Origin of the sequence: Sphingomonas beigongshangi (assembly GCF_016820445.1) — a bacterium.
GTDB lineage: Bacteria > Pseudomonadota > Alphaproteobacteria > Sphingomonadales > Sphingomonadaceae > Sphingomonas > Sphingomonas beigongshangi.
Genome location: NZ_JADHDT010000002.1, coordinates 72,712 through 93,621, shown reverse-complemented (window position 1 = coordinate 93,621; position 20,910 = coordinate 72,712). Strand labels below are relative to the sequence as shown.

Here is a 20,910-nt window from a genome sequence, read left to right as displayed (position 1 = left end):
TGACCGGGCCGATGTCTGCGGGACGGACGGAGGCGGGGCTGCGCCGTGCCCTCGGCGCGGGACAGCTCGCGATGATCGCGATCGGCGGCGCGGTCGGCACCGGCTTGTTCCTGGGCAGCGGGTTCGCCATCCAGCTCGCGGGACCGGCGGTCCTGTTGAGCTATGCGATCGGCGGCGCGATCACGCTCGCGCTGATGGGGTGCCTTGCCGAAATGACGGTGGCCGATCCGGCCACCGGCGCCTTCGGCCTGCTCGCGGAACGCCATCTCGGCGCCTACGCCGGCTTCCTCGTCCGCTATGCCTATCTCGCCGCCAATGTGCTCGCGGTGGGCACGGAGGTGACCGCCGTCGCCATCTACATGCGTTACTGGGCGCCGGACGTGCCGGGGCTGGTCTGGATCCTCGGCTTTTCCGCCGCCCTGCTCGCCGTAAACTTCGCCAGCGTGCGCGCGTTCGGCGCGGTCGAATACGTCTTCTCCGCGATCAAGGTCGTCGCGATCCTCGGCTTCGTCGCGGGTGGCCTGCTGGTGATCGCGCGCGCGGGCAGCGGCGCCGCGGTCGCCCATTATACCGCGCGCGGCGGACTCCTGCCCAACGGCTGGTGGGGGATGGCGCAGGCGGTGATCGTCGCGCTGTTCAGTTACATCAGCATCGAGATGATCGCGGTCGCCGCCGGCGAGGCGGCCGAGCCCGAGCGCGCGATCGTCCGCGCCTTCCGGGCGACGATGCTGCGACTCGCGCTCTTCTACCTCGGCAGCCTGGCGGTGATGCTCGCGATCGTGCCGTGGACCGAAGCCGGCACCGCGACTAGCCCCTTCGTCACGGTGATGGCGGCGACGGGCGTGCCCTATGCCGCGGGGGCGATCAATGCGGTGGTGCTGATCGCCGCGCTGTCGGCGATGAACAGCCAGATCTATACCGCGAGCCGGATGCTGTTCAGCCTTGCCGAAAGCGGCCTCGCACCGCGCGGGTTCGCCGCGGTCGACGCGCGGGGCGTGCCGGCGCGCGCGCTGCTCGCCTCGGGCAGCGGCATCGCCGTCGCGGCCGTCGTCTATGCGGCGATGCCGGGGGCGGCGCTCAGCGTGATGATCGCGGTCTCCGTGTTCGGCGCGCTGTTCACCTGGGGCATGATCTTCGCGACGCATCTCGCCTTCCGCGCGCGCGTCGGGGCGCCGGCGGCGTTCCGCATGTGGGGCTACCCCTGGACGAGCCTCGCCGGCCTGGCGGGAATCGTCGCGGCGCTGGCGATCACGCCGTTGACGGCGGCGTTCGGTGCGACTTTGCTCTATGGCCTGCCCTTCGTGGCCCTGCTGTCGGGCATCTACGCGCTCTGGCTGCGCGGGCGCGGCTGAACCGTCCGAAGGGAGGGGGGCTTTCGCCCCTCACTCCCCCGTGCGCGTCTTGACCTTGTTGGGCAGGTCCTTGCCCTTGGTCCGCCGCGACGGCAGCTGGACCGGGTTCTTCTTTTTCCATTCGCGGAAGGTCATCGGCCCTTCCGGCGTGTCGACGATCGTGTCGTCGAGGCTCATGTCCCGTCTCCTCAGCGCGTCGGCACCGGCTCCGCGCCCGTGTAATCGTAAAAGCCGCGGCCGGTCTTCCGGCCGTACCAGCCTGCCTCGACATATTTCACGAGCAAGGGTGCCGGCCGGAATTTGGGGTCGCCGGTGCCCTCGAACAACACGCGCGTGATCTCGAGGCAGGTGTCGAGGCCGATGAAGTCGGCCAGCGTCAGCGGCCCCATCGGGTGATTCAGACCCAATTGGCAGCCGAGATCGATGTCACGGATCGTCGCGACGCCCTCTCCCAGCGCGAACACCGCCTCGTTGATGAAGGGCATGAGCACGCGATTGACGATGAAACCAGGTGCGTCGTTCGCGCGCACCACCTGCTTGCCCAGCCTCTCGGCATAGGCCTCGATCGCCGCGACGGTGGCGTCGGAGGTGGCAAGGCCGCGGATGATCTCGATCAACCCCATGACGGGCACGGGATTGAAGAAGTGCACGCCGATGAACCGTGCCGGGTCGGGCGTCGCCTGCGCGAGTCGCGTGATGGGGATCGAGGAGGTGTTCGAGGCGAGGATCGCGCCGTCCTTCATCACTTTGCCCACGTCGGCGAAGATCGCGCGCTTGATCTCCTCGCGTTCCGTCGCCGCCTCGACGATCAGGTCGCAGGCGCCCATGCCGCCGGTGCCCTCCACCGGCGCGATCCGCGCCAGGATCGCGTCGCGCGTCGCGGCATCGATCTTGTCCTTGTCGACCTGGCGCTGCAGCTGCTTGGCGATCCCCGCCTTGCCAGCCTCGGCGCGGTCCTTGGTCACGTCGGTCAGGAGCACGTCATAGCCCGCCGTCGCGCTCACCTGCGCGATGCCCGCGCCCATCTGGCCCGCACCGATCACACCCACTGCCTGCATGCCTGCTCTCCTTTCGCGTTCCTCTAGCGGCTTTCGCGTCCGCCGCCACCAGGTTAGGCTCCGCCGCGCAAGGGGGAGCGGCATGAGGGCGACGATGATCTCGCTGGGCGACGCGGGGGTGCTGGCGCCCGGACGATGGCGCTGGGCACGGGCGCTGGGATGGATGGTACTGCTGTTCGTCGCCGCATCGTTCCTTCTCTATCCCAACTGGCTGCGGCTGTCCGGCCTCGGCCGCGACGTGATCCGGCCGGTGATGACACTCGTCGCCTATCTGGCCTATGCCGCCGCGGTCCGCTGGGGCGAACGGCGCGACCCCGACGAGCTCGCGCCCCGCGCCGCGCTGCCCGAACTGGCGATCGGCCTTGCCGTCGGCACCGGCATGTTCGCACTCGTCTTCACGATCCTGCGGGTCGCGGGCGTCTATACGCTCGCCTCCGGCCAGTGGAGCGATTGGGCGAACGACCTTGCATCCATGCTGCGCGTCGGCTTTGCCGAGGAATTGCTGCTGCGGCTGATCGTCTTCCGGTTGCTGATGCGCGCGGTCGGCCTCTGGGCCGCGCTCGCGGCTTCGGCACTGCTCTTCGGCCTCATGCATCTCGGCAATCCCAATGCCAGCCTCGTCGCCGCCATCGCCATCGCGGTGGAGGCGGGGCTGATGCTCGCCGCTTTCTATCTGCTTACCGGCCGGATATGGATGGCGGTCGGCGTCCATGCCGCATGGAATATCGCGCAGGGGTCGATCTTCGGCGCGCGTGTGTCGGGGGTCGCGGACACGGGCAGCCTCTTCGTCAGTGCCCCTGTCGCGGGCAGTCCGGACTGGCTGAGCGGCGGCGCTTTCGGACCGGAGGCGTCGCTGCCCGCGATGCTCGTCGGCTTCTGCGTCTTCCTGCTGGTCATGGCAGTCGCGTTGCGACGATCGCGGGACGCGCATCCCCGAGGGACAGGAGGCCATCGATCATGACCCGTACCGCATTGCTCGCCGCGCCCGCGCTGCTGCTCGTCGCCTGCTCGGGCCAGCGACCCGGCGACCGTGACTCGGCGCCCGCCACCATGCCGACGGCGGTCGCGACGCCCGGCCGTGTCGCGGCGGCGGCTGCGCCGGTGCCGGTCGACCGCAACGCCGCACCCAGCCCGGGCACGCTCAAGACGTTCGGCGACTGGAGCGTCGGGTGCGACAACGGGCTGTCCTGCACCATGGCGTCACTGCTCCCAGAAGATGGCGTGGGCGAGGGCGTCACGCTCAACCTGACGCGCGATCCGGGGCCGGCGGGTCGCTTCCACGCCGACCTCGGCGAGGGGGCGACCGACGCGAAGGGGCGCATCCCCCCGACGCGGTTCACGGTGGACGGCCGCGACGTGGGAAGCGATGCGGACAGGCTCGCGAGCGCCATGGCGAACGGACAGGTCCTGCAGGTCCCGGGCGGCACCGTGTCGCTGAAGGGCGCGTCCGCCGCATTGCGCTATATCGATGCGATGCAGCATCGTGCGGGCACCGCAACCGCGACGGTGGCGCGCGGCACCGCCCCCGCAACCAGCGTGCCGCCGCCCCCCGCGCTGCCGGCGGTCGACGCGCAACGCTTGTCGCCCCACAGCGCGGCATTGCCCGCTACGGTCGTCGCGGCGATGAACCGGATCGCCCGATGCGAGCTGATGGAGGGGATGGACGGTACGCCTGCCGTCGCGGAACTGCCCGACAAGCGCCTGCTCGCCGTGCTGCCCTGCTCTGCCGGCGCCTACAACGTCATTGGGGCGCTGTTCGTCGTCGACGGCAGCAAGGTCACCCCCGCGGATGTCGACGCGCCGTCCGGCTTCGAAGAGACGGGTGCCGACCCGCAGACGCCGGTGCACAGCGTCGTCAACGGCGATTTCGACGGCGACGCGCTGACCAGCTACGCCAAGGGACGCGGGATAGGCGATTGCGGATCCTCGCAGCGCTTCGCCTGGGACGGCCGGCGGTATCGCCTGATTGAACAGAGCGACATGGGCGAATGCCGCGGCAATCCCAATTTCATCACGACGTGGCGCGCGTCCGTGCGGCGGTGACCGGCCCTTTCGGCGGTCACGCGCACCCGTTCACGGAGCCGGCCGTTCAGCCTGCGCTTCGGCCAGGTACAGGCCGAACTTGCCCTCCGGATCGGTCCATTCGCCGATCGGCGTCCAGCCACCGCTCCGCAGCAGGATGCGGGCATCGCGCGGCCCGTATTTGTGACTGTTCTCGGTGTGGATCGTCTCCCCCGCCTGGATCGCGAAGGCGCGACCGTCGACGGTGAAGGCCGTGTCGCGGGTCGCCTCCAGATGCATCTCGATCCGGGCGCGATCGTCGTTCCACCGCGCGACGTGGCGGAACGCGCCCGGAGGGATCGTCCCGGCAAGCTCGCGGTTGATCCGGTCGAGCAGGTTCATGTTGAAGGCCGCCGTAACGCCGGCGGCATCGTCATAGGCGCTGACCAGCGTCGCCTCGTCCTTGATCCGGTCCATGCCGATCAGCAGCATCGCGCCCAGGCCCAGCGACATGCGCATCGCGCGCAACAGGTCGACCGCCATCAGCGGGATCATGTTGCCGATCGTCGAACCCGGGAAGAAGCCCAGCTTCGGCATGTCCGCCACCGCGGCGGGCAAGGTCAGCGGGCGCATGAAATCCGCCTCGAACGGCAGGACGGTCAGGTCGGGAAAGCCCTGCGACAGCGCGCGCGCCGAGTCGCGCAGGAAGTCGCCGGAGATGTCGATCGGCACATAGGCGGCCGGCTCCACGCAGCGCAGCAGCAACGGCGTCTTGGTCGACGATCCCGATCCGAACTCGACGACCGCGCGTCCCGCGCCGACGATCCTGGCGACGTCCGGACAATGGTCGCGCAGGATCTGCGTTTCCGTGCGGGTCGGATAATATTCGGGCAGGTCGGTGATCGCCTCGAACAGCTCCGAACCGCGGCGGTCGTAGAACCAGCGCGCCGGGATCGCGCGCGGCCGCCGCTCCAGCCCGGCAAGGACATCGGCACGGAATTGCGGATCGGCGAGACTTGCCTGACCGTCCTCGATCTCTGGCTTCAGCATCACATGTCCTTTGCGAGACGGACGCCGGTGAACTGCCAGCGCTGATGGGGATAGAAGAAGTTGCGGTAACTGGCGCGCGCATGGCCGCGCGGGGTGGCGCAGCTGCCGCCCCGGAGCACGAACTGGCCGCTCATGAACTTGCCATTGTATTCGCCGACCGCCCCTTCGCAGGCGGCGAACCCCGGGTAGGGGCGGTATGCGCTTCCCGTCCATTCCCAGACGTCGCCGAAGAACGCGGGGCCCTTCGCGGCGGGACGTGGCTCGACGGGGCCAGCCTCGTCCATCTGGTTGCCGCCCGTCGGATCGTGCGACGCGGCGGCGGCTTCCCATTCGAATTCTGTCGGCAGCCGTGCGCCGGCCCAACTCGCATAGGCATCCGCTTCGTAGAAGCTGACATGCGTCACGGGGGCGGCGGGATCGATGGCGCGGCGACCATCCAGCCCGAAGCGGGTCCAAGTGCCGTCGCGCTCCTCCCAATAGAGCGGCGCGGTCACACCATCCGCCTTCACCCACGCCCAGCCGTCCGACAACCAGTGGCGCGCATCGCGATAGCCGCCGTCCGCGATGAACGCGGCCCATTCGCCGTTGGTCACGGTGCGGTCGGCGATCGCATGCGGTTGCAGCAGCGCGCGGTGGCGCGGCCCCTCGCAGTCGAACGCGAAGCCGGCGCCGGCGTGACCCACCTCGACGATGCCGCCGTCATGCGCGATCCATTCGATGGCACCGGGCATTCCCACCGGCACCTTCGCTGCCGCCGGCCATAGCGCCGGTTCGAGCGGATTCTCGCCGAAGAGATGGAGAATGTCGGTAACGAGCAACTCCTGGTGCTGCTCTTCGTGGTGGCAGCCGAGCGCGACGAGGTCCAGCACGTCGGATGCGAGCATGGGCAGCGCCGCGAGCAAAGCGTCGTCGACATGCGCGCGGTAGGCGCGGACGTCATCCAGCGTCGGGCGCGTGACCATGCCGCGGCGGTGGCGGGCGTGACGGCGGCCCTCCGCCTCGTAGTAACTGTTGAACAGGAACGGCCAGCGTTCGTCGTGCAGCCGATAGCCGGGGACGTGATCGCGCAGCACGAACGTTTCGAAGAACCAGGTGGTGTGCGCCAGATGCCACTTCGTCGGCGAGGCGTCGGGCATCGACTGGACCGTCGCGTCCGCGTCGGACAGCGGCGCCGCGAGCGCGAGGCTGAGCGCACGGACGGACGCGTAACGCCGTGCCAGCGGGCTCGGCGAACGGGCGGCGTTCAACATGGCGGTGCCCCTCCTCAACCGGCCGGCGGATCGATCCAGATCATAAACCGCCCGAACCGCAGGTTGGTTGCAATGCGATCGGCGGCGGGCCGGAATCGTACCGTTCGCAACCTTGTCCTATCGGCAGGGCGCGATCAACGGCTCGCGCCGGGACGCCACAATATGTCGTCCGCGCCACGACCGTTCACCCAGCGGGCGGCGACGAAGAGGTAATCCGACAGACGGTTCAGATAGGCGAGCACCTGGACGCCGGCCTGGGCAGCGACGGCGCTGCGTTCGGCGCGGCGCGTCACCGCGCGCGCCAGATGCAGCGCGGCCGCCGCCGGATGGCCGCCGGGCAGGACGAAGCTGGTCAGCGGCGCCAGGTCCGCGTTGAGCGCATCGATCGCCGCTTCCAGCCGCGCGACCTGTGCCGGGATGATCCGCAGCGCGCCGTCGATGCCGTCCGGCGTCGCGAGGTCGGCGCCGAGATCGAACAGATCGTTCTGGATCGCCAGCAGCGTATCAACCGGACTTGCGCCAGCCAGGGCCGCGACGGCGATGCCGATCGCGCTGTTCGCCTCGTCGACATCGCCGATCGCGGTCATTCGCGGGTCGGCTTTTGACACGCGCGATCCGTCGACCAGCCCGGTCGTACCGGCGTCGCCGGTGCGCGTGTAGATGCGGTTCAGGCGGACCACGAAGGCGGCAGGACGATCAGGTGCGGCCGCCGACGTACAGGATCAGCACGACGATGGTGATCGCCAGCGCCTGGAAGAAGATGCGCATCTGCATCATCTTGTTCGACTTCAGCGACGCGGCGCTCGGGCCTTCGCCGTTCTTCACCTGATCGGTCGATTCCTGGAGGAACGCGATGATCCCCCGCACCAGCGCGACGACGGTGGCGATCATCGCCGCAACCAGCAGGATGGCGAGAAAGGTGTTCATGCATCCCAATCTACGCCTTTGCGTCGGCAAATCCAGTAGGAAGCGCACCCCGACGTAGCAGGTTCGCGAGCGCGCGTCCGTCCTCACCCGCGTCGCGCAGGGCCGCCAGCGTCGGCGCGCGATCGCGCTTGGCGAGGCGTTTGCCGTCCGGACCCGCCAACAGCCGATGGTGGCGGTAGTCGGGGGTGGGAAGCGCGAGCAATGCCTGCAGCAGGCGGTGGATGTCGGTGGCGCGCAGCAGGTCTGCTCCCCGCACGACCTCCGTCACGCCTTGCGCGGCATCGTCGATCGTCACCGCGAGATGGTAGCTCGCCGGGGCGTCCTTGCGCGCGAGAACGATGTCGCCGAACGCCGCGGGATCCGCCTCCTGCGGACCCGCAATGGCGTCCGTCCAGCGCAATGGGCCGGCCACGGCCACCGCCGCGTCCATCGTCAGGCGCCAGGCATGCGGCATGCCGGCCGCGATCCGCGCGGCGCGCTCCTCCCCTGACAGGCGGCGGCAGGTGCCGGGGTAGCAGGTGCCGTCGGGTCCGTGATGCGGTGCGCTGACGCTCTGGGCGATCTCGCGCGCGATGTCGGCGCGCGTGCAGAAGCACGGATAGAGAAGGTTTCGCGCACGCAGCCGTGCAAGCGCGTCTTCATAGAGCGCGAGCCGGTCGGACTGGCGCACCGCCGCGCCGTCCCAAGTGAGCCCGAGCCAGCCGAGGTCGTCGACGATGCCTTGAACATGCTCCTCGCGGCTGCGCGTGCCGTCGATATCCTCGATCCGCAGCAGGAAGCGTCCACCCGCGTCGCGTGCGCGATCATGCGCCTGGATCGCGGAAAACGCATGGCCGAGATGGAGCGCGCCCGTCGGCGACGGTGCGAAGCGCGTGACGAGGGTCATGGCGTGGCGCCATACGGGGCGAAGCGAAACGCTTGACCGCGAATCGCCGGTCGTGCTGTCATACCGGCGTCATCCTCGTGGACGACACGGTCCGCGGGCAAGACCCCGAGGGAGGAGCCGTGTTTCATCCCGATCTTATCCGCCACCCGGACAGTTGCCCGGCGCTGGTGCTGAATGCGGACTATACCCCGCTGTCCTATTATCCGTTGAGCGTCTGGCCGTGGCAGACGGCGATCAAGGCCGTGTTCCTCGATCGGGTGGATATCGTCGCGCACTACGAGCGAGAGGTGCGATCCCCGAACGCGGCGATCAAGCTGCCATCGGTCATTGCGCTCAAACAATATGTCCGTCCGTCGCAATTTCCTGCCTTTACGCGGTTCAACCTGTTCCTGCGCGATCGCTTCGCCTGCCAATATTGCGGCATCGGCCGTGACCTGACGTTCGACCATGTCGTGCCGCGGGCGCAGGGCGGTCGGACGACGTGGGAGAATGTCGTCACCGCCTGTGCGCCGTGCAACCTCAAGAAAGGAGGGCGCACGCCCAAGCAGGCGGCGATGCCTTTGTATGTCGAGCCGATCCGCCCGACCAATTGGCAGCTGCAGGAACATGGCCGCGCATTTCCGCCCAACTATCTCCACGACACGTGGCACGACTGGCTCTATTGGGACGTTGAGCTGGAAGCCTGACGGGAGGAACGATGCGCGCGGCTTTGGTGACAATGGCGGCAGTGGCCGCGCTGCTGGCCGGCTGCGGCAAGCGTGAGGAGCGGCTCGCGGAGGCGGACGCCAATGCCAGCGCGGCGGGGTTCGTGCCGCCCGCGGTGACCAGCCGTATCGATTTCGCCAGCGCGATGGAGCGCCGCTTCCGCACGCTCGACCGCAACGCGGACGACCGGGTGACGCCCGACGAGCTGCCGCGCAAGGGAAGCCGGATCATGGATCTCGACCGCAACAAGGATGGCGCGGTCAGCCAGATCGAATGGAGCGAGGGGACGCTGAAGCGGTTCGACCAGATGGACCTCAACCACGACGGGACGGTGACGTCGGAGGAGGAGGCCGAATGGCGCGCCGCGCGGGACAAGGAACGCGGCGCGAGGACCACGCCCGCCGATTCCGTGATCGGCGATACCGTAGCGAACGTGTCGGGCAACGCCGCCGCGCCCGGGCGATAGGACGGAGACGCACCGCTGCCGCGGTGGACAAGCTGCGCTTGTTCCCGCCCCAGCGCCTCGACGGTTGACCTGGCTTCCGCCGCAGCGCAGCATCGTCGGCATGGCCAGTTCCTCCCCAAATCTGCCGCCCATCGCCAACAACCCCGACGTCCGGTTTCTGGGCGCCAAGCTGGGTGAGGTGATCCGCGGGTACGGAGGCGAGGCGCTGTTCCAGGCGACGGAGGCGATTCGCCGCGCCTCGGTGGAACGGCATCGTGACGGCGGCGACGGCGATGCGATCCAGGCGCTGCTGACCGGCCTGTCGCTCGACGAGACGCTCGATTTCGTCCGCGGATTCATGCTCTTCTCGATGCTCGCCAATCTCGCCGAGGATCGGCAGGGGATCGCCGCCGACAAGGACGCCGACGTCGCCGCCGCGCTCGCGCGGTTGGACGGCGAGGGGATCGACCGGGCGGCGGTGCTGCGCCTGCTCGGCCATGCGCTCGTCGCCCCCGTGCTCACCGCGCATCCGACCGAGGTGCGCCGCAAGAGCATGATCGACCATCGCAACCGCATCGCCGAGCTGATGCGGCTGAAGGACAACGGCGCGGCGGAAACGCCGGACGGCGACCGCGTCGACGATGCGATCGCACGGCAGATCGCCCTGCTGTGGCAGACACGCGTGCTGCGGCGCGAGCGATTGTACGTCACCGACGAGGTAGAGACCGCGCTCAGCTATCTGCGCGACGTGTTCCTCCCCGCGATTCCCGCCCTCTACCAACGCTGGGACCGTGCGTTCGGCGAGCGCGTGCCGAGTTTCCTGCGCCCCGGCAGCTGGATCGGCGGCGACCGCGACGGCAATCCCTTCGTTACCGCCGACAGCCTGCGCACGGCGCTGCGTCGTGCGTGCGAGACCGTGCTCGTCTTTTACATGGATGCCGTCCACGCTTTGGGGGCGGAACTGTCGATCTCGACCGAACATGCCGAGGTCGAGCCTGCGGTCGCCGCACTGGCCGACGCGAGCGGCGACGCGGCGGCCAGCCGCAGCGACGAGCCCTATCGGCGGGCGTTGTCGGGCATCTACGCGCGCCTGGCGGCGACGCATCAGGCGCTGGTCGGCAAGCCGGCGCCGCGGCCCGGGCGCCTGACCGGAGAGGCCTATGCCGATCCGCAGGCGTTCCGTGCCGATCTTGCGGCGCTCGCGCACGGCCTGTCGCAGGGCAGCACGCTCAAGTCGAGCGGCGCGCTCGGCCGGCTGATCCGCGCGGTCGAGACCTTCGGATTCCACCTGGCGACGCTCGACCTGCGCCAGAATTCCGCGGTGCACGAACGCGTCGTCGCAGAGTTGCTCAAGGTCGCCGGCGTCGAGGAGGATTACGGCGCGCTCGACGAGGCGGCGCGCGTGGCGCTGCTGCGTCGCGAGCTGGCGAACGCGCGACCGCTGTCGAGCCGCTATGCCGATTATGCGGAGGAGACGCGGTCCGAGCTCGCCATCGTCGCGGCGGCGGCGGAGGCGCACGACCGCTACGGCGCGGCGTGCATCACCAATTACATCGTCTCGATGGCACAGTCGGTGTCCGACCTGCTCGAGATCAACCTGCTGCTGAAGGAGGTCGGCCTCTATCGCCCGGCCGCGGACGGCGGCGCGCCGACGGCCGCGATCATGGCGGTGCCGCTGTTCGAGACGGTCGGCGATCTCGAAGCCGCACCCGGCATCATGACGGACTGGTTCGCGCTGCCCGAGGTCGCGGCGATCGCCGGGGCCAGGGGTCATCAGGAAGTGATGATCGGCTATTCCGATTCGAACAAGGACGGCGGCTATCTGACCTCGACCTGGCAATTGTCGAAGGCGTCGACGGCGTTGCGTCCGGTCTTCGAGGCGGCGGGAGTCGGCATGCAATTGTTCCACGGCCGCGGCGGCGCGGTCGGGCGGGGCGGCGGCTCGTCCTTCGCGGCGATCCGGGCGCAGCCACCCGGGACGGTACAGGGACGCATCCGCATCACCGAACAGGGCGAAGTGATCGCTGCCAAGTACGGCACGCGCGAAAGCGCGATGACCAATCTGGAAGCGATGGCGTCCGCGACGCTGCTCGCCAGCCTGGAGCCGGCGCGCCTGTCCAACGCGGAGAATGCGGAGTTCGGCGCGGCGATGGATCGCCTGTCGGACACCGCGTTCCATGCCTATCGCGACCTCGTCTATGGTACCGAAGGGTTCCGCACCTTCTTCCGGCAGATGACGCCGATCGGCGAGATCGCAGGCCTGAAGATCGGCAGCCGTCCGGCGAGCCGCAAGAAGTCCGACGCGATCGAGGATCTGCGCGCCATTCCCTGGGTATTCAGCTGGGCGCAGGCGCGGGTCATGCTGCCGGGCTGGTACGGCGTCGGCCAGGCGCTGGACGCGTTCGCCGACAAGGGCCTCCTGCGCGAGATGGCGCAGGGCTGGCCGCTGTTCGCCTCCACCCTCGCCAACATGGAGATGGTCCTGGCGAAGTCGGACATCGACATCGCCGCGCATTATGCGGACCTGGTCGAGGATGCGGACCTGCGCGACCATGTCTTCGGCCGCATCCGCGACGGCTGGCATCGCACGGTCGACGGCCTGCTCGATGCGACCGGACAGACCCGCCTGCTGGAGAAGCATCCGGCGCTCGACGCGTCGATCCGCCTGCGCCTGCCCTATATCGAACCGCTCAATCTGTTGCAGATCGAGCTGATGAAACGGCATCGCGCAGGGGAAGACGATCCACGGATCGGCGAGGGTATCCTGCTGTCGATCAACGCGGTGGCGACGGCGCTGCGCAACAGCGGGTGAGGGCCGGCGCCGCCTCGATCCAGCTCGCAGGATCGCAGCTAGGACCGGACGGCCGGCTGAACCCAGCCGCGCCCGCTCTTCAGGTCGAGGGTGAGGTCCCATTGGCCCAGGAACTGCATGCCGATGTTGCCATCGATGATCATGCCCGGAAAGACCCGCGCCTTGCCGGCATGGACGACTCCTGGTGCGATCTCGGCGCGGATCGGCTGCGCGTCCTTCGTATCCGCCCGGAGTCCGAAGTCGGCGGCATAAGCGGGCGCGACGAAGATGGTCGGGCCGGCGTTGGCGGAATCGAGCTCCATCCAGGCCATGCCTCGCGCCGTCCTTACCCCGATGTTGACGTCGATGCCGCCCTCGTTGAAGCGCGCGAGCCGGATCGGCACCTCGCGACCCTGCCGGATCCGCGCAGCGCGGCCCGCGGCATCCTCCACGACGATGCGGCGGCTGGCGAAGTGCAAGGTGACCGTTTTCCCGTCGAACAGGTCGAGACCGACCGCGCCCGCCAGATGCCCTCCGTCCTGCGCGATCTCTTCGAGGTCGTAGACGATGGTCGAGAAGGCGCGGTACGCCCGGCCTGCCATGGAGAAGGCGACATCGTCGCAGCGCGGCGTGTCAAGCCGCTCGCCGAGCATGCGAAACGCGACCACATTGCCCCAGGGACGACAGCCGATGTCGCGGGCGACTTCGGGACCGATCATCGTCGTGCCCTCGCCCGTGTCGAACAGGAAGGTCCGGCGTTTCCCGCCGACCTCCGCCTCCACGGTGAACTGCTTGCCGCCGAGCAGCGCCATCGGGATCACCGACCGTGCGGCCGGCGCATCGGCAGCGAGCATCGCGGGCGCGCACGCCATGGCGAACAGCGACGAAGTCAGGCGAGCGATGGTCATATGGCGGATATCCTCCCGCCACCAGGTGTAGATCGTTTACAGCTGTAGTCAATGCGCGGTTGCGCTGCTTCGGCCTTTCAGCATCCGATCGCGAAGCGCGACCATATGCGCGAACTGACGGTCGCCGCCTGCAAAATGTTCGGCCTGTTCGCGACGGCGTTCCTCCGCCTTGTTCTCGGCATCGGATTGCGTCCGGGCCTGCCCGGGCGGGGGTGGCGGCGGGGGCGGGCGCATGCATTCGTAGCGCATATGCTGGTCGCGCCGCGCATTGTCCGCGATCGCATGCCTGTAGTCGGCGGCAAGCGGCGTGTGGAGAAGCGAGCGGACGAACGCATCGTCGCGCGCCCGGCGCGCGGCGACATAGGCCTCGACCGTGCCGGGATCGCAATGCGGTACGACGAAGACCTGATAGCGGTCGACCGCCTCGCGGAACTCGGTCCTGGCCCTCGAGTCGATATGCCGCGCCACGATCGCGCACGGCGTCAGCGCCAGGACGACGAGGGTGCAAAGTCGCCATGCCCGGTTCATCGCGGCGCATCCTCCAGAAAGGGTGCGGCCATCTCCGGTCGCACGCGCAGCAACCGCCCCGTCGCGCGATCGATCAGCGCCCAGGTCGTCACCGCCTCCACCTTCACGCGGCCGTCCGGACCGGTGAAGCGGACGTGGCGGTCGAAGCGTGCGCCCTTGGGCGGTTCGGGTACCCAGGTTTCCCCCTGCACCGTCTCGCCGGCCGCGACATTGCCGCGATAGTCGATCTCGTGCCGCGTCACGACCCAGACATAGGCGTCCTGCTGGTCGGGCGGGGCCACCGCGGCCCAATGCGCGACGGCAATATCCTGGATCCAGCGCACCCAGACGGCATTGTTGACATGGCCGAGTTCGTCGATGTCCTCGGGCCGTGCGGTGATGGTGAGCGTGAAGCGGCTCATGCCGGCTGCGCGCGGTTGCGCCACCAATGGATGGCGGCACCGACGACGGCGATCAGCGCCAGCCCGCCGATCAGCCAGGGGAGATGGGCCGACACCTTGCCGATCATCCGTTCGAACGCCTTGCCGAACAGATAGCCGATGCCGGTGAACAGGATGCCCCAGACGATCGCCGACAGGCCATTGACCACGACGAAGGTCTTCGCCGGCACCTTGGTCGTGCCGATGGCGATCGGGCTGACGGTGCGGAAACCGTAGATGAAGCGGAAGGCGAAGATGAAGCCGATCGGCCAGCGCTCCAGCCATTCGGTCGCCTTGGCGAAGGCGGGCTTCTCCTTTGCGCGCTTGACGAGCCGATGGTCGCGGAAGCGACGCCCGAGCGCGAACCACGCCTGATCGGCGGCGAACGAGCCGGTCGCGGTGGCGATCATCGCGCCGACCAGCGGCAGCAGACCCTGGTGCGCGGCGACACCGCCGGCGACGACCACCGTCTCGCCCTCCACCGCCGCGCCGACGAACAACGCCGGCAGGCCGTAATGCGCGATGATCTGCGCGAGCGTCACGCTGCGGTCATTCCTCTATGCCCAGCTGCCAGAGGACGAAGGCATGTTCCTCCGCCGCCTCGCGCAGCGATTCGAACCGGCCGGACTTGCCGCCATGGCCCGCGCCCATGTTGGTCTTGAGCAGCAGGATATTGTCGTCGGTCTTGGTGGCGCGCAGCTTCGCCGCCCATTTCGCCGGTTCCCAATAGGTGACGCGCGGGTCGTTGAGCCCGCCGGAGATGAACAGCGGCGGGTAATCCTGCGCGACCACATTGTCATACGGACTGTAGCTGCGGATCAGGTCGAATGCCGCCTTGTCCTCGATCGGATTGCCCCATTCCGGCCACTCGCCGGGGGTCAGCGGCAGGTCGGCATCCATCATCGTGTTGAGCACGTCGACGAAGGGCACGTCGGCGATCACCGCGCCCCACAAGCCCGGATCGGAATTGACGATCGCGCCCATCAGTTCGCCGCCGGCGGAGCGACCGGCGGTGGCGATGCGACCGGCGCTGGTCCAGCCCTGTTCGATCAATCCCTTCGCCACGTCGACGAAGTCGTTGAACGTGTTCGTCCGCTTGTCCAGCTTGCCGTCGTGATACCATTGCTGGCCCAGGTCGTCGCCGCCGCGGATATGCGCGATGGCATAGGCAAAGCCGCGGTCAAGCAGGCTCAGGCGCCCGGTCGAGAAGCCCGGCGGGATGGCATAGCCATAGGCGCCATAGGCGTAGAGGAAGAGCGGCCGCGACCCGTCGCGGGCGAAGTCCTTCGGATAGACGATCGACACGGGCACCTCGGTGCCGTCGCGGACGGTGATCTTGAGCCGCTCGGTGCGATATGCCGCGCCGTCATAGCCGGAGGGGATCTCCTGCACCTTCAACGTCGTCAGCGTACCGGCCGCGGTGTCATAGTCGTAGACGGTGCCCGGCGTGACCATGGACTCATAGCCCAGCCGGATCACCGTCATGTCATATTCGGGATTGTCGCCGAGCCCCGCGGTATAGCTCGCCTCCGGAAAGGCGATCCGCTCCGCGACGGTCGGCGCGTCATAGCGGTGTATGGCGATCCGATCGAGACCGTCCTCGCGCCCCTCGACCACGAAGAAGTCGCGGAAGCATTCGACGCCGGTCATGTAGAAATGCGGGTCCGGCGCGATCAGCTCGGTCCAGTCGCCGGGGCTCGCGATCGGCGCGGTGACGAGCCGCCACATCGGATCGATGTCGTTGGTATGGATGAACAGCGTGTCGCCGTGCGTATCCACGTCATATTCGCGGCCTTCCTGCCGGGCGGCCACCAGGATCGGCTGCGCGAAGGGGTCGTGCGCGGGGAGCAGCCGCACCTCGCTGGTGACATGGTCCCCGGTGCCGATGATGATCCACTTGCGGTCGCTCGTCTCCGCGACCGCGACGCGATAACCCTCGTCCGCCTCGTGGAACAGTTGGACGTCGTCCTCGACCGGCGTGCCGAGCCGGTGGAATCGCGCATTGTCGGTGCGCCATTGCGCATTGGCGAGGCCGTACAGGAATCCGGAATCGTCCGCCGTCCAGACGATGTCGGACAGCATGCCCTCGATCACCTCGGGAAGGTGCTCGCCCGTCGCCAGGTCCTTGATCCGGACGGTGAACCGCTCGGATCCGTTGTCGTCGATCGCATAGGCGAGCTTGCCGCCGTCGTTCGACACCGCGAAGGCGCCGAGCCGGAAATAGTCCTTGCCCTCCGCAAGCGCGGGTTCGTCGAGCAGCAGCTCGTCGTCGCCGCCGGCGACGGGCCGCCGCCACCATTTGCGATACTGGCCGCCCGTCTCGAACGCGGTCCAGTACAACCAGTCGCCGTCCTTCTGCGGCACGGAGGATTCGTCCTCCTTCATCCGCCCCTTCATCTCCTCGTACAGGCGGTCGACCAGCGGCTGGTGCGGCGCCATCGCCGCCTCGAAATAGGCGTTCTCCGCGGCGAGATAGGCGAGCACGTCGGCGTCGCCGACGTCCGGATAGTCGGGATCCTTCAGCCAGGCATAGGGATCCTCGATCGTCACGCCATGCGCGGTGAAGCTGTGCGGACGACGGTCGGCGACGGGGGACTTGGGCAGGGTCGGATCGGTCATGCGGCCTTCATAACGCGGTGTCCCGCCAAGTCGACGCACGCCGGGAATCGACATTCCGCGTGCCGACGGCAAGATCTTCCGCGATGCATGCCTCCGCTTACACCCGCCGCCTCGTCTGGCTCGGTCTCGTCTGGCTGGTCGGCCTCGGCGTGTCCTTCGCCGTCGCGGCGGACCGCGCGACCTGGGCGCTGGAGGTCGTGCCGGCGCCGATCGTCTTCGCCGCCCTCGTCGCCATGCGCCATCGCTGGCGGGCAAGCGACCTGGCGCTGGCCCTGATCGGCGTACACGGCCTCGTTCTGATGACGGGCGGCGCCTATACCTATGCGAAGGTGCCGATCGGCTTCGCCTTCCGCGACTGGCTGCACCTGGCGCGCAATCCGTTCGATCGGATCGGCCATTTCTGCCAGGGCTTCGTCCCGGCGATCGTGCTGCGCGAACTGGTGATCGGCCTTGGCCTGATCCGTCGCGGCACGTTCCTCGCCCTTGCCGTCCTCGCATTCTGCCTGGCGATCAGCGCCGCCTATGAATTGATCGAGTTCGCGGCCGCCCAGGCGCTGGGGCAGGGGGCCGATGCGTTCCTGGGTACCCAGGGCGATCCCTGGGACACGCAGTGGGACATGCTGACCTGCCTCGTCGGTGCGGCGATCGCGCTGGCCACGCTGTCGCGGATCGACGACCGGCTGATCGCTCCGGCCCGCGATGGCTAGACTTTGATCCAGGTACGTGGACGCGGTACCGGCCCTCACCCCCACCCGGCCGCCCACGCAGCCTATCCTGGATGGGCGGCCGGGTGGGCGTGGGGGCCGATACCGCGCCGATCCAGCCTTGCTGGATCGCACATCAGTTGTCCTCACTGCCGCCGGCGGGCATGAGCGAGCCAAAGACAAAGGGAAGGCCAAGCACATGCCGGGCGGATTGGTGGCGCTGCTAGACGATATCGCGGCGATGGCGAAGCTGTCGGCGGCGAGCCTGGACGATGTCGCGGGTGCGGCCGGCCGCGCGGGCGCGAAGGCGGCGGGCGTGGTGATCGACGATACCGCCGTCACCCCGACCTATGTAACCGGCCTGTCGCCCGCCCGGGAATTGCCGATCATCTGGAAGATCGCCAAGGGCTCGCTGCGCAACAAACTGCTGTTCCTGTTGCCCGCCGCGCTGGTGCTCAGTGCGCTCGCGCCCTGGGCGATCACGCCGATCCTGATGTGCGGCGGCGCCTTCCTGTGCTTCGAGGGGGCGGAGAAGATCCTGGCCGCGCTGACCGGCGGCCACCATGGCGAGGAGAGCGCGGCGATCACCGATGCCAAGGCGCTCGAGGACCGGCAGGTCGCCGGCGCGGTCCGCACCGACCTGATCCTGTCGGGCGAGATCATGGCGATCGCGCTCGGCGAATTGACGGGGGAGACGCTGCTCAACCAGGCGATCGCCCTCGCGCTGGTCGCGGTGGCGATCACGGCGGGCGTCTATGGCCTGGTCGCGCTGATCGTGAAGATGGACGACATCGGCCTGCACCTTGCGCGAAAGCCCGCGACGCGGACGATCGGGCGCGGTCTGGTGGCGGCGATGCCGCGCGTCCTCTCGGCGCTGTCCGTGATCGGCACCGCGGCGATGCTTTGGGTGGGCGGCGGCATCATCGTCCACGGCCTGGAAAGTTTCGGGGTCGCGGCGATCCCGCACGCCATCCATGCCGTGGCGAAAGGCGCGGCGGCGCCGCTCGGCGCGATGGCGAGTGTCGCGCGGTGGCTGATCGGCGCGATCGGCTCCGCGCTGCTGGGGATCGTGGTCGGCGGCGTGATCGTGGGCCTGCTGCATCTGCTGCCCCGCCCGTCCGAGGGCCATTCCGCCTAAGGTCTGACCGACGCGCGTGGAATCGGTACCGGCGCGCACCGTCGCCGGGTCGCCCATTCAGGATACGCCATGTTGGCGGCCGGGGGAGGGTGAGGGCCGGCACCGCCCCGATCCGGCCTTGCCGCGCGTCCGCCGTCGTCAGGCGGCGGTGCTTCGCAGCACCGCGACGATGCGGTCGCATTCCAGCTGCAATGCCTCCGTCCGCTCGCGCATGGTGCTGCTGATGGTGCGGGTGCGCAGCGCGACCGAGGATGTCTGCACGAACGTCTCGCGAAGCGATTGAAACGTGTCCCGCGCCGTCACGGTGCTCCGTTCGATCGCCGCGATCATGCCCCGGATTTCCGCATTCATCCGGTTTTGCGTCGATGTCGTCTCCACCGTCTGCACCGCGGACGCCGCCAGTCGATCGAGCGCGACACGCAACGCGTCGCTGACGCCGACGGCGGACGTGGTCGCCTGGCTGATCTCCTCGATGCGCGTGGCGATCTCCTGCGTCGTGCCGGCGGTCGCCTGGGAGAAGTTTCGCACCTCCTGCGCGACCACCGCGAAGCCGCGGCCCATGTCCCCCGCCCGCGCCGCCTCCATCGCGGCGTTGAGCGCGAGCAGGTTCGTCGCCTGGCTCAGTGCGGCGATTTGCTGGGACGACCGTTCGATCGACGCCACCGATCGGATCAGCGTCTCATTCGCGGCCTGCGCGGTTTCCGAATGGCTTGCCGCCTCGATCGTCGTCTCCGCCGACCGGCGCGCCTCGCCGGCGATCACATCGAGGTTCTCCGCCAAGGCGCGCAGGTTTTCGAGCAACGTGGATGTCGTCTCGCTCGCCTGGGACGAAAGGCTGTGCGCGACCTCCGCCTGACCCTGTTGGTCGACGATGGTCGCGAGCGTCGAGTCCGCACTGGCATCGAGGTCGTTGGCGGCGCTGCGCAGATTGGCGATCAGCGCGCCGACCGTCTGCTGCAGCCGGTCGGCGATCCCTGCCGCTGCGGCGGTCATCTCCCTGCGATGGCGCGCGGCATCGGCGATCCGGCGTTGCGCCTGATCTTCGCCCTCGCGACGGGCCTGTTCCGCCTCGCGCAACGCGGCCTCCGCCGCGCGACGCGCCTCGTCGGCGGCGACACGGGCTTCCTCCGCCGCGACGCGGACCAGTTGCTCCTGCGCGGCGGCGGCGGCAGCGAGGCGCGATTTGGTCGCCAGGTTTCTGCTCAGACGGCGCACGCGCTGGATGAGAGCGCCGGCGACGAACAGGAACGCGGTCAGGAACGCCAGCGTCAGCGGCGCGATTTCCAGCAGCGTCTGCCACGCGGGCGTCAGCCGTCGCCACGCGATCACGCCGAGCGGGCGACCGCGCCAGTCGCGGATCATCGTTGCGGCATCCCCGCCCGGTTCGGCGTCCGCGGGCATCCAGCGCAGGTTCGCGAAGCCGAAGCCGCGTTCCCATTCCGCCAGTATCGACGCGTCGATCACGCGGATGTCGACGAAGATGCGGTACGTGTCCCGACGCCACCGGACGGGTCCCTTTTCCGCCACGATCGGCGAGAAGGCGATCAGCGCCGGCTTGCCGCCGAAACGTCCGATCAGCACCGTCGCGTCGTGCCGCGATCGGACCGCGGCATCGTCCGACGGCAGGCGGTCGAGCAGTGCACGGAGCAGCGAGGGCGCGATCATCCGGTCCAGCGGCGGCGCGGCGCGCTCGGGAATATGGCCGTATAGCGTGCGCCCCGCGGCGTCGATCACATAGCTCCGCCCGATCGGGGTTCCCCATTGCGAGCGCACCCAGCGCATATCCATGGTGCCATAGGCATGGGCGACCGCATCGTCCCAGGCGGCGTTGATATACGTCTCGTTACTGATCCGCGACCGCTCGCGATCGAGCGCACCGGCGATTGTCCCGGCCGCCGTCTGATTGGCCTCGCGATCGGCGCAGAAGACGAGCACGGCGATGATGACCGCAGAGGCAAGCAGCGCGAGCGCCACGAGGCTCAGCAGCAGGCGCGTTATCGCGCTGCTTTCTTCATCGTGTTTCTTGCGCAGCCGGCTGCGGAACAGCCGATGCTGACGTGTCGCCCCCTTCATCCGGCAAGTCATAATCGATTTCTTCTAAAAGCCGGTTAACCCTAGGAAAAGAGCTG

Annotated in this window: 21 protein-coding genes; 8 read left to right on the top strand and 13 right to left on the bottom strand. The window is 68.7% G+C overall.

What is annotated here, in order from left to right:
* Positions 1-11 precede the first annotated feature (11 nt).
* Positions 12-1,352 (top strand): amino acid permease, encoded by a 1,341-nt coding sequence (locus IQ292_RS03570; protein WP_203308949.1) that lies wholly within the window; start codon positions 12-14, stop codon positions 1,350-1,352.
* 30 nt (positions 1,353-1,382) lie between these two features.
* On the opposite strand, the gene IQ292_RS03565 is transcribed toward IQ292_RS03570, so the two are convergent.
* Together IQ292_RS03565 and IQ292_RS03560 are read right to left on the bottom strand one after the other, a co-directional pair.
* Positions 1,383-1,529 (bottom strand): hypothetical protein, encoded by a 147-nt coding sequence (locus IQ292_RS03565; protein ID WP_198665907.1) that lies wholly within the window; start codon positions 1,527-1,529, stop codon positions 1,383-1,385.
* Between the two features lie 11 nt (positions 1,530-1,540).
* Positions 1,541-2,410 (bottom strand): 3-hydroxybutyryl-CoA dehydrogenase, encoded by an 870-nt coding sequence (locus IQ292_RS03560; RefSeq protein ID WP_203308948.1) that lies wholly within the window; start codon positions 2,408-2,410, stop codon positions 1,541-1,543.
* A gap of 82 nt (positions 2,411-2,492) precedes the next feature.
* Between IQ292_RS03560 and IQ292_RS03555 the strand changes: the two genes are divergently transcribed.
* Both IQ292_RS03555 and IQ292_RS03550 read left to right on the top strand, forming a co-directional pair.
* Positions 2,493-3,371 (top strand): CPBP family intramembrane glutamic endopeptidase, encoded by an 879-nt coding sequence (locus IQ292_RS03555; protein WP_238940787.1) that lies wholly within the window; start codon positions 2,493-2,495, stop codon positions 3,369-3,371.
* Positions 3,368-4,453, top strand: coding sequence for a DUF1176 domain-containing protein (locus tag IQ292_RS03550; protein WP_203308947.1), 1,086 nt, complete (start codon positions 3,368-3,370; stop codon positions 4,451-4,453). Before IQ292_RS03555 ends, IQ292_RS03550 begins: the two co-directional genes overlap by 4 nt.
* Positions 4,454-4,483: 30 nt before the next feature.
* Here the strand turns inward: IQ292_RS03550 and egtD are convergent, their stop codons facing one another.
* The 5 genes from egtD to gluQRS all read right to left on the bottom strand — a co-directional run bounded on the left by egtD (position 4,484) and on the right by gluQRS (position 8,524).
* Positions 4,484-5,461 carry an L-histidine N(alpha)-methyltransferase gene (gene egtD / locus IQ292_RS03545; RefSeq protein WP_203308946.1) on the bottom strand — a complete coding sequence of 326 codons (978 nt, stop codon included), beginning with the start codon at positions 5,459-5,461 and terminating at the stop codon, positions 4,484-4,486.
* Positions 5,461-6,711 (bottom strand): ergothioneine biosynthesis protein EgtB, encoded by a 1,251-nt coding sequence (gene egtB, locus IQ292_RS03540; RefSeq protein WP_203308945.1) that lies wholly within the window; start codon positions 6,709-6,711, stop codon positions 5,461-5,463. Before egtB ends, egtD begins: the two co-directional genes overlap by 1 nt.
* Before the next feature lie 134 nt (positions 6,712-6,845).
* The gene (locus tag IQ292_RS03535) at positions 6,846-7,391 is read right to left on the bottom strand and encodes a cob(I)yrinic acid a,c-diamide adenosyltransferase (protein ID WP_203308944.1); all 546 of its coding nucleotides are present in this window, start codon (positions 7,389-7,391) and stop codon (positions 6,846-6,848) included.
* A 16-nt stretch (positions 7,392-7,407) separates the two neighbouring features.
* Positions 7,408-7,638: a twin transmembrane helix small protein gene (locus tag IQ292_RS03530; protein ID WP_203308943.1), complete on the bottom strand. Its 231-nt coding sequence runs from the start codon at positions 7,636-7,638 to the stop codon at positions 7,408-7,410.
* A 10-nt stretch (positions 7,639-7,648) separates the two neighbouring features.
* On the bottom strand, positions 7,649-8,524 hold the full coding sequence (gene gluQRS, locus IQ292_RS03525) for a tRNA glutamyl-Q(34) synthetase GluQRS (RefSeq protein WP_203308942.1): 876 nt from the start codon (positions 8,522-8,524) through the stop codon (positions 7,649-7,651).
* Positions 8,525-8,643: 119 nt separating this feature from the next.
* On the opposite strand from gluQRS, the gene IQ292_RS03520 reads away from it, so the two are divergent.
* The 3 genes from IQ292_RS03520 (at position 8,644) to ppc (ending at position 12,486) form a co-directional block, all read left to right on the top strand.
* Positions 8,644-9,210, top strand: a complete 567-nt coding sequence (locus IQ292_RS03520) for an HNH endonuclease (RefSeq protein WP_203308941.1) — start codon at positions 8,644-8,646, stop codon at positions 9,208-9,210.
* Positions 9,211-9,221: 11 nt separating this feature from the next.
* The gene (locus IQ292_RS03515; RefSeq protein ID WP_238940786.1) at positions 9,222-9,695 is read left to right on the top strand and encodes an EF-hand domain-containing protein; all 474 of its coding nucleotides are present in this window, start codon (positions 9,222-9,224) and stop codon (positions 9,693-9,695) included.
* 100 nt (positions 9,696-9,795) lie between these two features.
* Positions 9,796-12,486, top strand: a complete 2,691-nt coding sequence (gene ppc / locus IQ292_RS03510; RefSeq protein ID WP_203308940.1) for a phosphoenolpyruvate carboxylase — start codon at positions 9,796-9,798, stop codon at positions 12,484-12,486.
* A gap of 38 nt (positions 12,487-12,524) precedes the next feature.
* Here ppc and IQ292_RS03505 read toward each other — a convergent pair whose 3' ends face one another.
* Genes IQ292_RS03505 through IQ292_RS03485 form a run of 5 tightly spaced genes read right to left on the bottom strand, consistent with a single transcriptional unit; the run spans position 12,525 to position 16,939 of the window.
* Positions 12,525-13,373 carry an aspartyl protease family protein gene (locus IQ292_RS03505; RefSeq protein WP_203308939.1) on the bottom strand — a complete coding sequence of 283 codons (849 nt, stop codon included), beginning with the start codon at positions 13,371-13,373 and terminating at the stop codon, positions 12,525-12,527.
* Between the two features lie 48 nt (positions 13,374-13,421).
* Positions 13,422-13,901: a hypothetical protein gene (locus IQ292_RS03500; RefSeq protein ID WP_203308938.1), complete on the bottom strand. Its 480-nt coding sequence runs from the start codon at positions 13,899-13,901 to the stop codon at positions 13,422-13,424.
* On the bottom strand, positions 13,898-14,302 hold the full coding sequence (locus tag IQ292_RS03495) for an acyl-CoA thioesterase (protein ID WP_203308937.1): 405 nt from the start codon (positions 14,300-14,302) through the stop codon (positions 13,898-13,900). Before IQ292_RS03495 ends, IQ292_RS03500 begins: the two co-directional genes overlap by 4 nt.
* On the bottom strand, positions 14,299-14,862 hold the full coding sequence (locus tag IQ292_RS03490) for a DedA family protein (RefSeq protein ID WP_203308936.1): 564 nt from the start codon (positions 14,860-14,862) through the stop codon (positions 14,299-14,301). Before IQ292_RS03490 ends, IQ292_RS03495 begins: the two co-directional genes overlap by 4 nt.
* Positions 14,863-14,869: 7 nt before the next feature.
* On the bottom strand, positions 14,870-16,939 hold the full coding sequence (locus IQ292_RS03485; protein WP_203308935.1) for a S9 family peptidase: 2,070 nt from the start codon (positions 16,937-16,939) through the stop codon (positions 14,870-14,872).
* A gap of 83 nt (positions 16,940-17,022) precedes the next feature.
* Here IQ292_RS03485 and IQ292_RS03480 point away from each other — a divergent pair, with 83 nt between their 5' ends.
* Both IQ292_RS03480 and IQ292_RS03475 read left to right on the top strand, forming a co-directional pair.
* Positions 17,023-17,646: a DUF2238 domain-containing protein gene (locus tag IQ292_RS03480; RefSeq protein ID WP_203308934.1), complete on the top strand. Its 624-nt coding sequence runs from the start codon at positions 17,023-17,025 to the stop codon at positions 17,644-17,646.
* Positions 17,647-17,842: 196 nt separating this feature from the next.
* Positions 17,843-18,781 (top strand): DUF808 domain-containing protein, encoded by a 939-nt coding sequence (locus IQ292_RS03475; protein WP_203308933.1) that lies wholly within the window; start codon positions 17,843-17,845, stop codon positions 18,779-18,781.
* 138 nt (positions 18,782-18,919) lie between these two features.
* Here IQ292_RS03475 and IQ292_RS03470 read toward each other — a convergent pair whose 3' ends face one another.
* Positions 18,920-20,854 (bottom strand): methyl-accepting chemotaxis protein, encoded by a 1,935-nt coding sequence (locus tag IQ292_RS03470; RefSeq protein ID WP_203308932.1) that lies wholly within the window; start codon positions 20,852-20,854, stop codon positions 18,920-18,922.
* Positions 20,855-20,910: the final 56 nt, after the last annotated feature.

Bases quoted from the DNA above. Each gene is read 5' to 3' on its own strand.
- IQ292_RS03570 (WP_203308949.1), top strand. From the start codon at position 12: ATGTCTGCGGGACGGACGGAGGCGGGGCTGCGCCGTGCCCTCGGCGCG.
- IQ292_RS03565 (WP_198665907.1), bottom strand. From the start codon at position 1,529: ATGAGCCTCGACGACACGATCGTCGACACGCCGGAAGGGCCGATGACC.
- IQ292_RS03560 (WP_203308948.1), bottom strand. From the start codon at position 2,410: ATGCAGGCAGTGGGTGTGATCGGTGCGGGCCAGATGGGCGCGGGCATC.
- IQ292_RS03555 (WP_238940787.1), top strand. From the start codon at position 2,493: ATGAGGGCGACGATGATCTCGCTGGGCGACGCGGGGGTGCTGGCGCCC.
- IQ292_RS03550 (WP_203308947.1), top strand. From the start codon at position 3,368: ATGACCCGTACCGCATTGCTCGCCGCGCCCGCGCTGCTGCTCGTCGCC.
- egtD (WP_203308946.1), bottom strand. From the start codon at position 5,461: ATGCTGAAGCCAGAGATCGAGGACGGTCAGGCAAGTCTCGCCGATCCG.
- egtB (WP_203308945.1), bottom strand. From the start codon at position 6,711: ATGTTGAACGCCGCCCGTTCGCCGAGCCCGCTGGCACGGCGTTACGCG.
- IQ292_RS03530 (WP_203308943.1), bottom strand. From the start codon at position 7,638: ATGAACACCTTTCTCGCCATCCTGCTGGTTGCGGCGATGATCGCCACC.
- gluQRS (WP_203308942.1), bottom strand. From the start codon at position 8,524: ATGACCCTCGTCACGCGCTTCGCACCGTCGCCGACGGGCGCGCTCCAT.
- IQ292_RS03515 (WP_238940786.1), top strand. From the start codon at position 9,222: ATGCGCGCGGCTTTGGTGACAATGGCGGCAGTGGCCGCGCTGCTGGCC.
- ppc (WP_203308940.1), top strand. From the start codon at position 9,796: ATGGCCAGTTCCTCCCCAAATCTGCCGCCCATCGCCAACAACCCCGAC.
- IQ292_RS03505 (WP_203308939.1), bottom strand. From the start codon at position 13,373: ATGACCATCGCTCGCCTGACTTCGTCGCTGTTCGCCATGGCGTGCGCG.
- IQ292_RS03500 (WP_203308938.1), bottom strand. From the start codon at position 13,901: ATGAACCGGGCATGGCGACTTTGCACCCTCGTCGTCCTGGCGCTGACG.
- IQ292_RS03495 (WP_203308937.1), bottom strand. From the start codon at position 14,302: ATGAGCCGCTTCACGCTCACCATCACCGCACGGCCCGAGGACATCGAC.
- IQ292_RS03485 (WP_203308935.1), bottom strand. From the start codon at position 16,939: ATGACCGATCCGACCCTGCCCAAGTCCCCCGTCGCCGACCGTCGTCCG.
- IQ292_RS03480 (WP_203308934.1), top strand. From the start codon at position 17,023: ATGCATGCCTCCGCTTACACCCGCCGCCTCGTCTGGCTCGGTCTCGTC.
- IQ292_RS03475 (WP_203308933.1), top strand. From the start codon at position 17,843: ATGCCGGGCGGATTGGTGGCGCTGCTAGACGATATCGCGGCGATGGCG.
- IQ292_RS03470 (WP_203308932.1), bottom strand. From the start codon at position 20,854: ATGAAGGGGGCGACACGTCAGCATCGGCTGTTCCGCAGCCGGCTGCGC.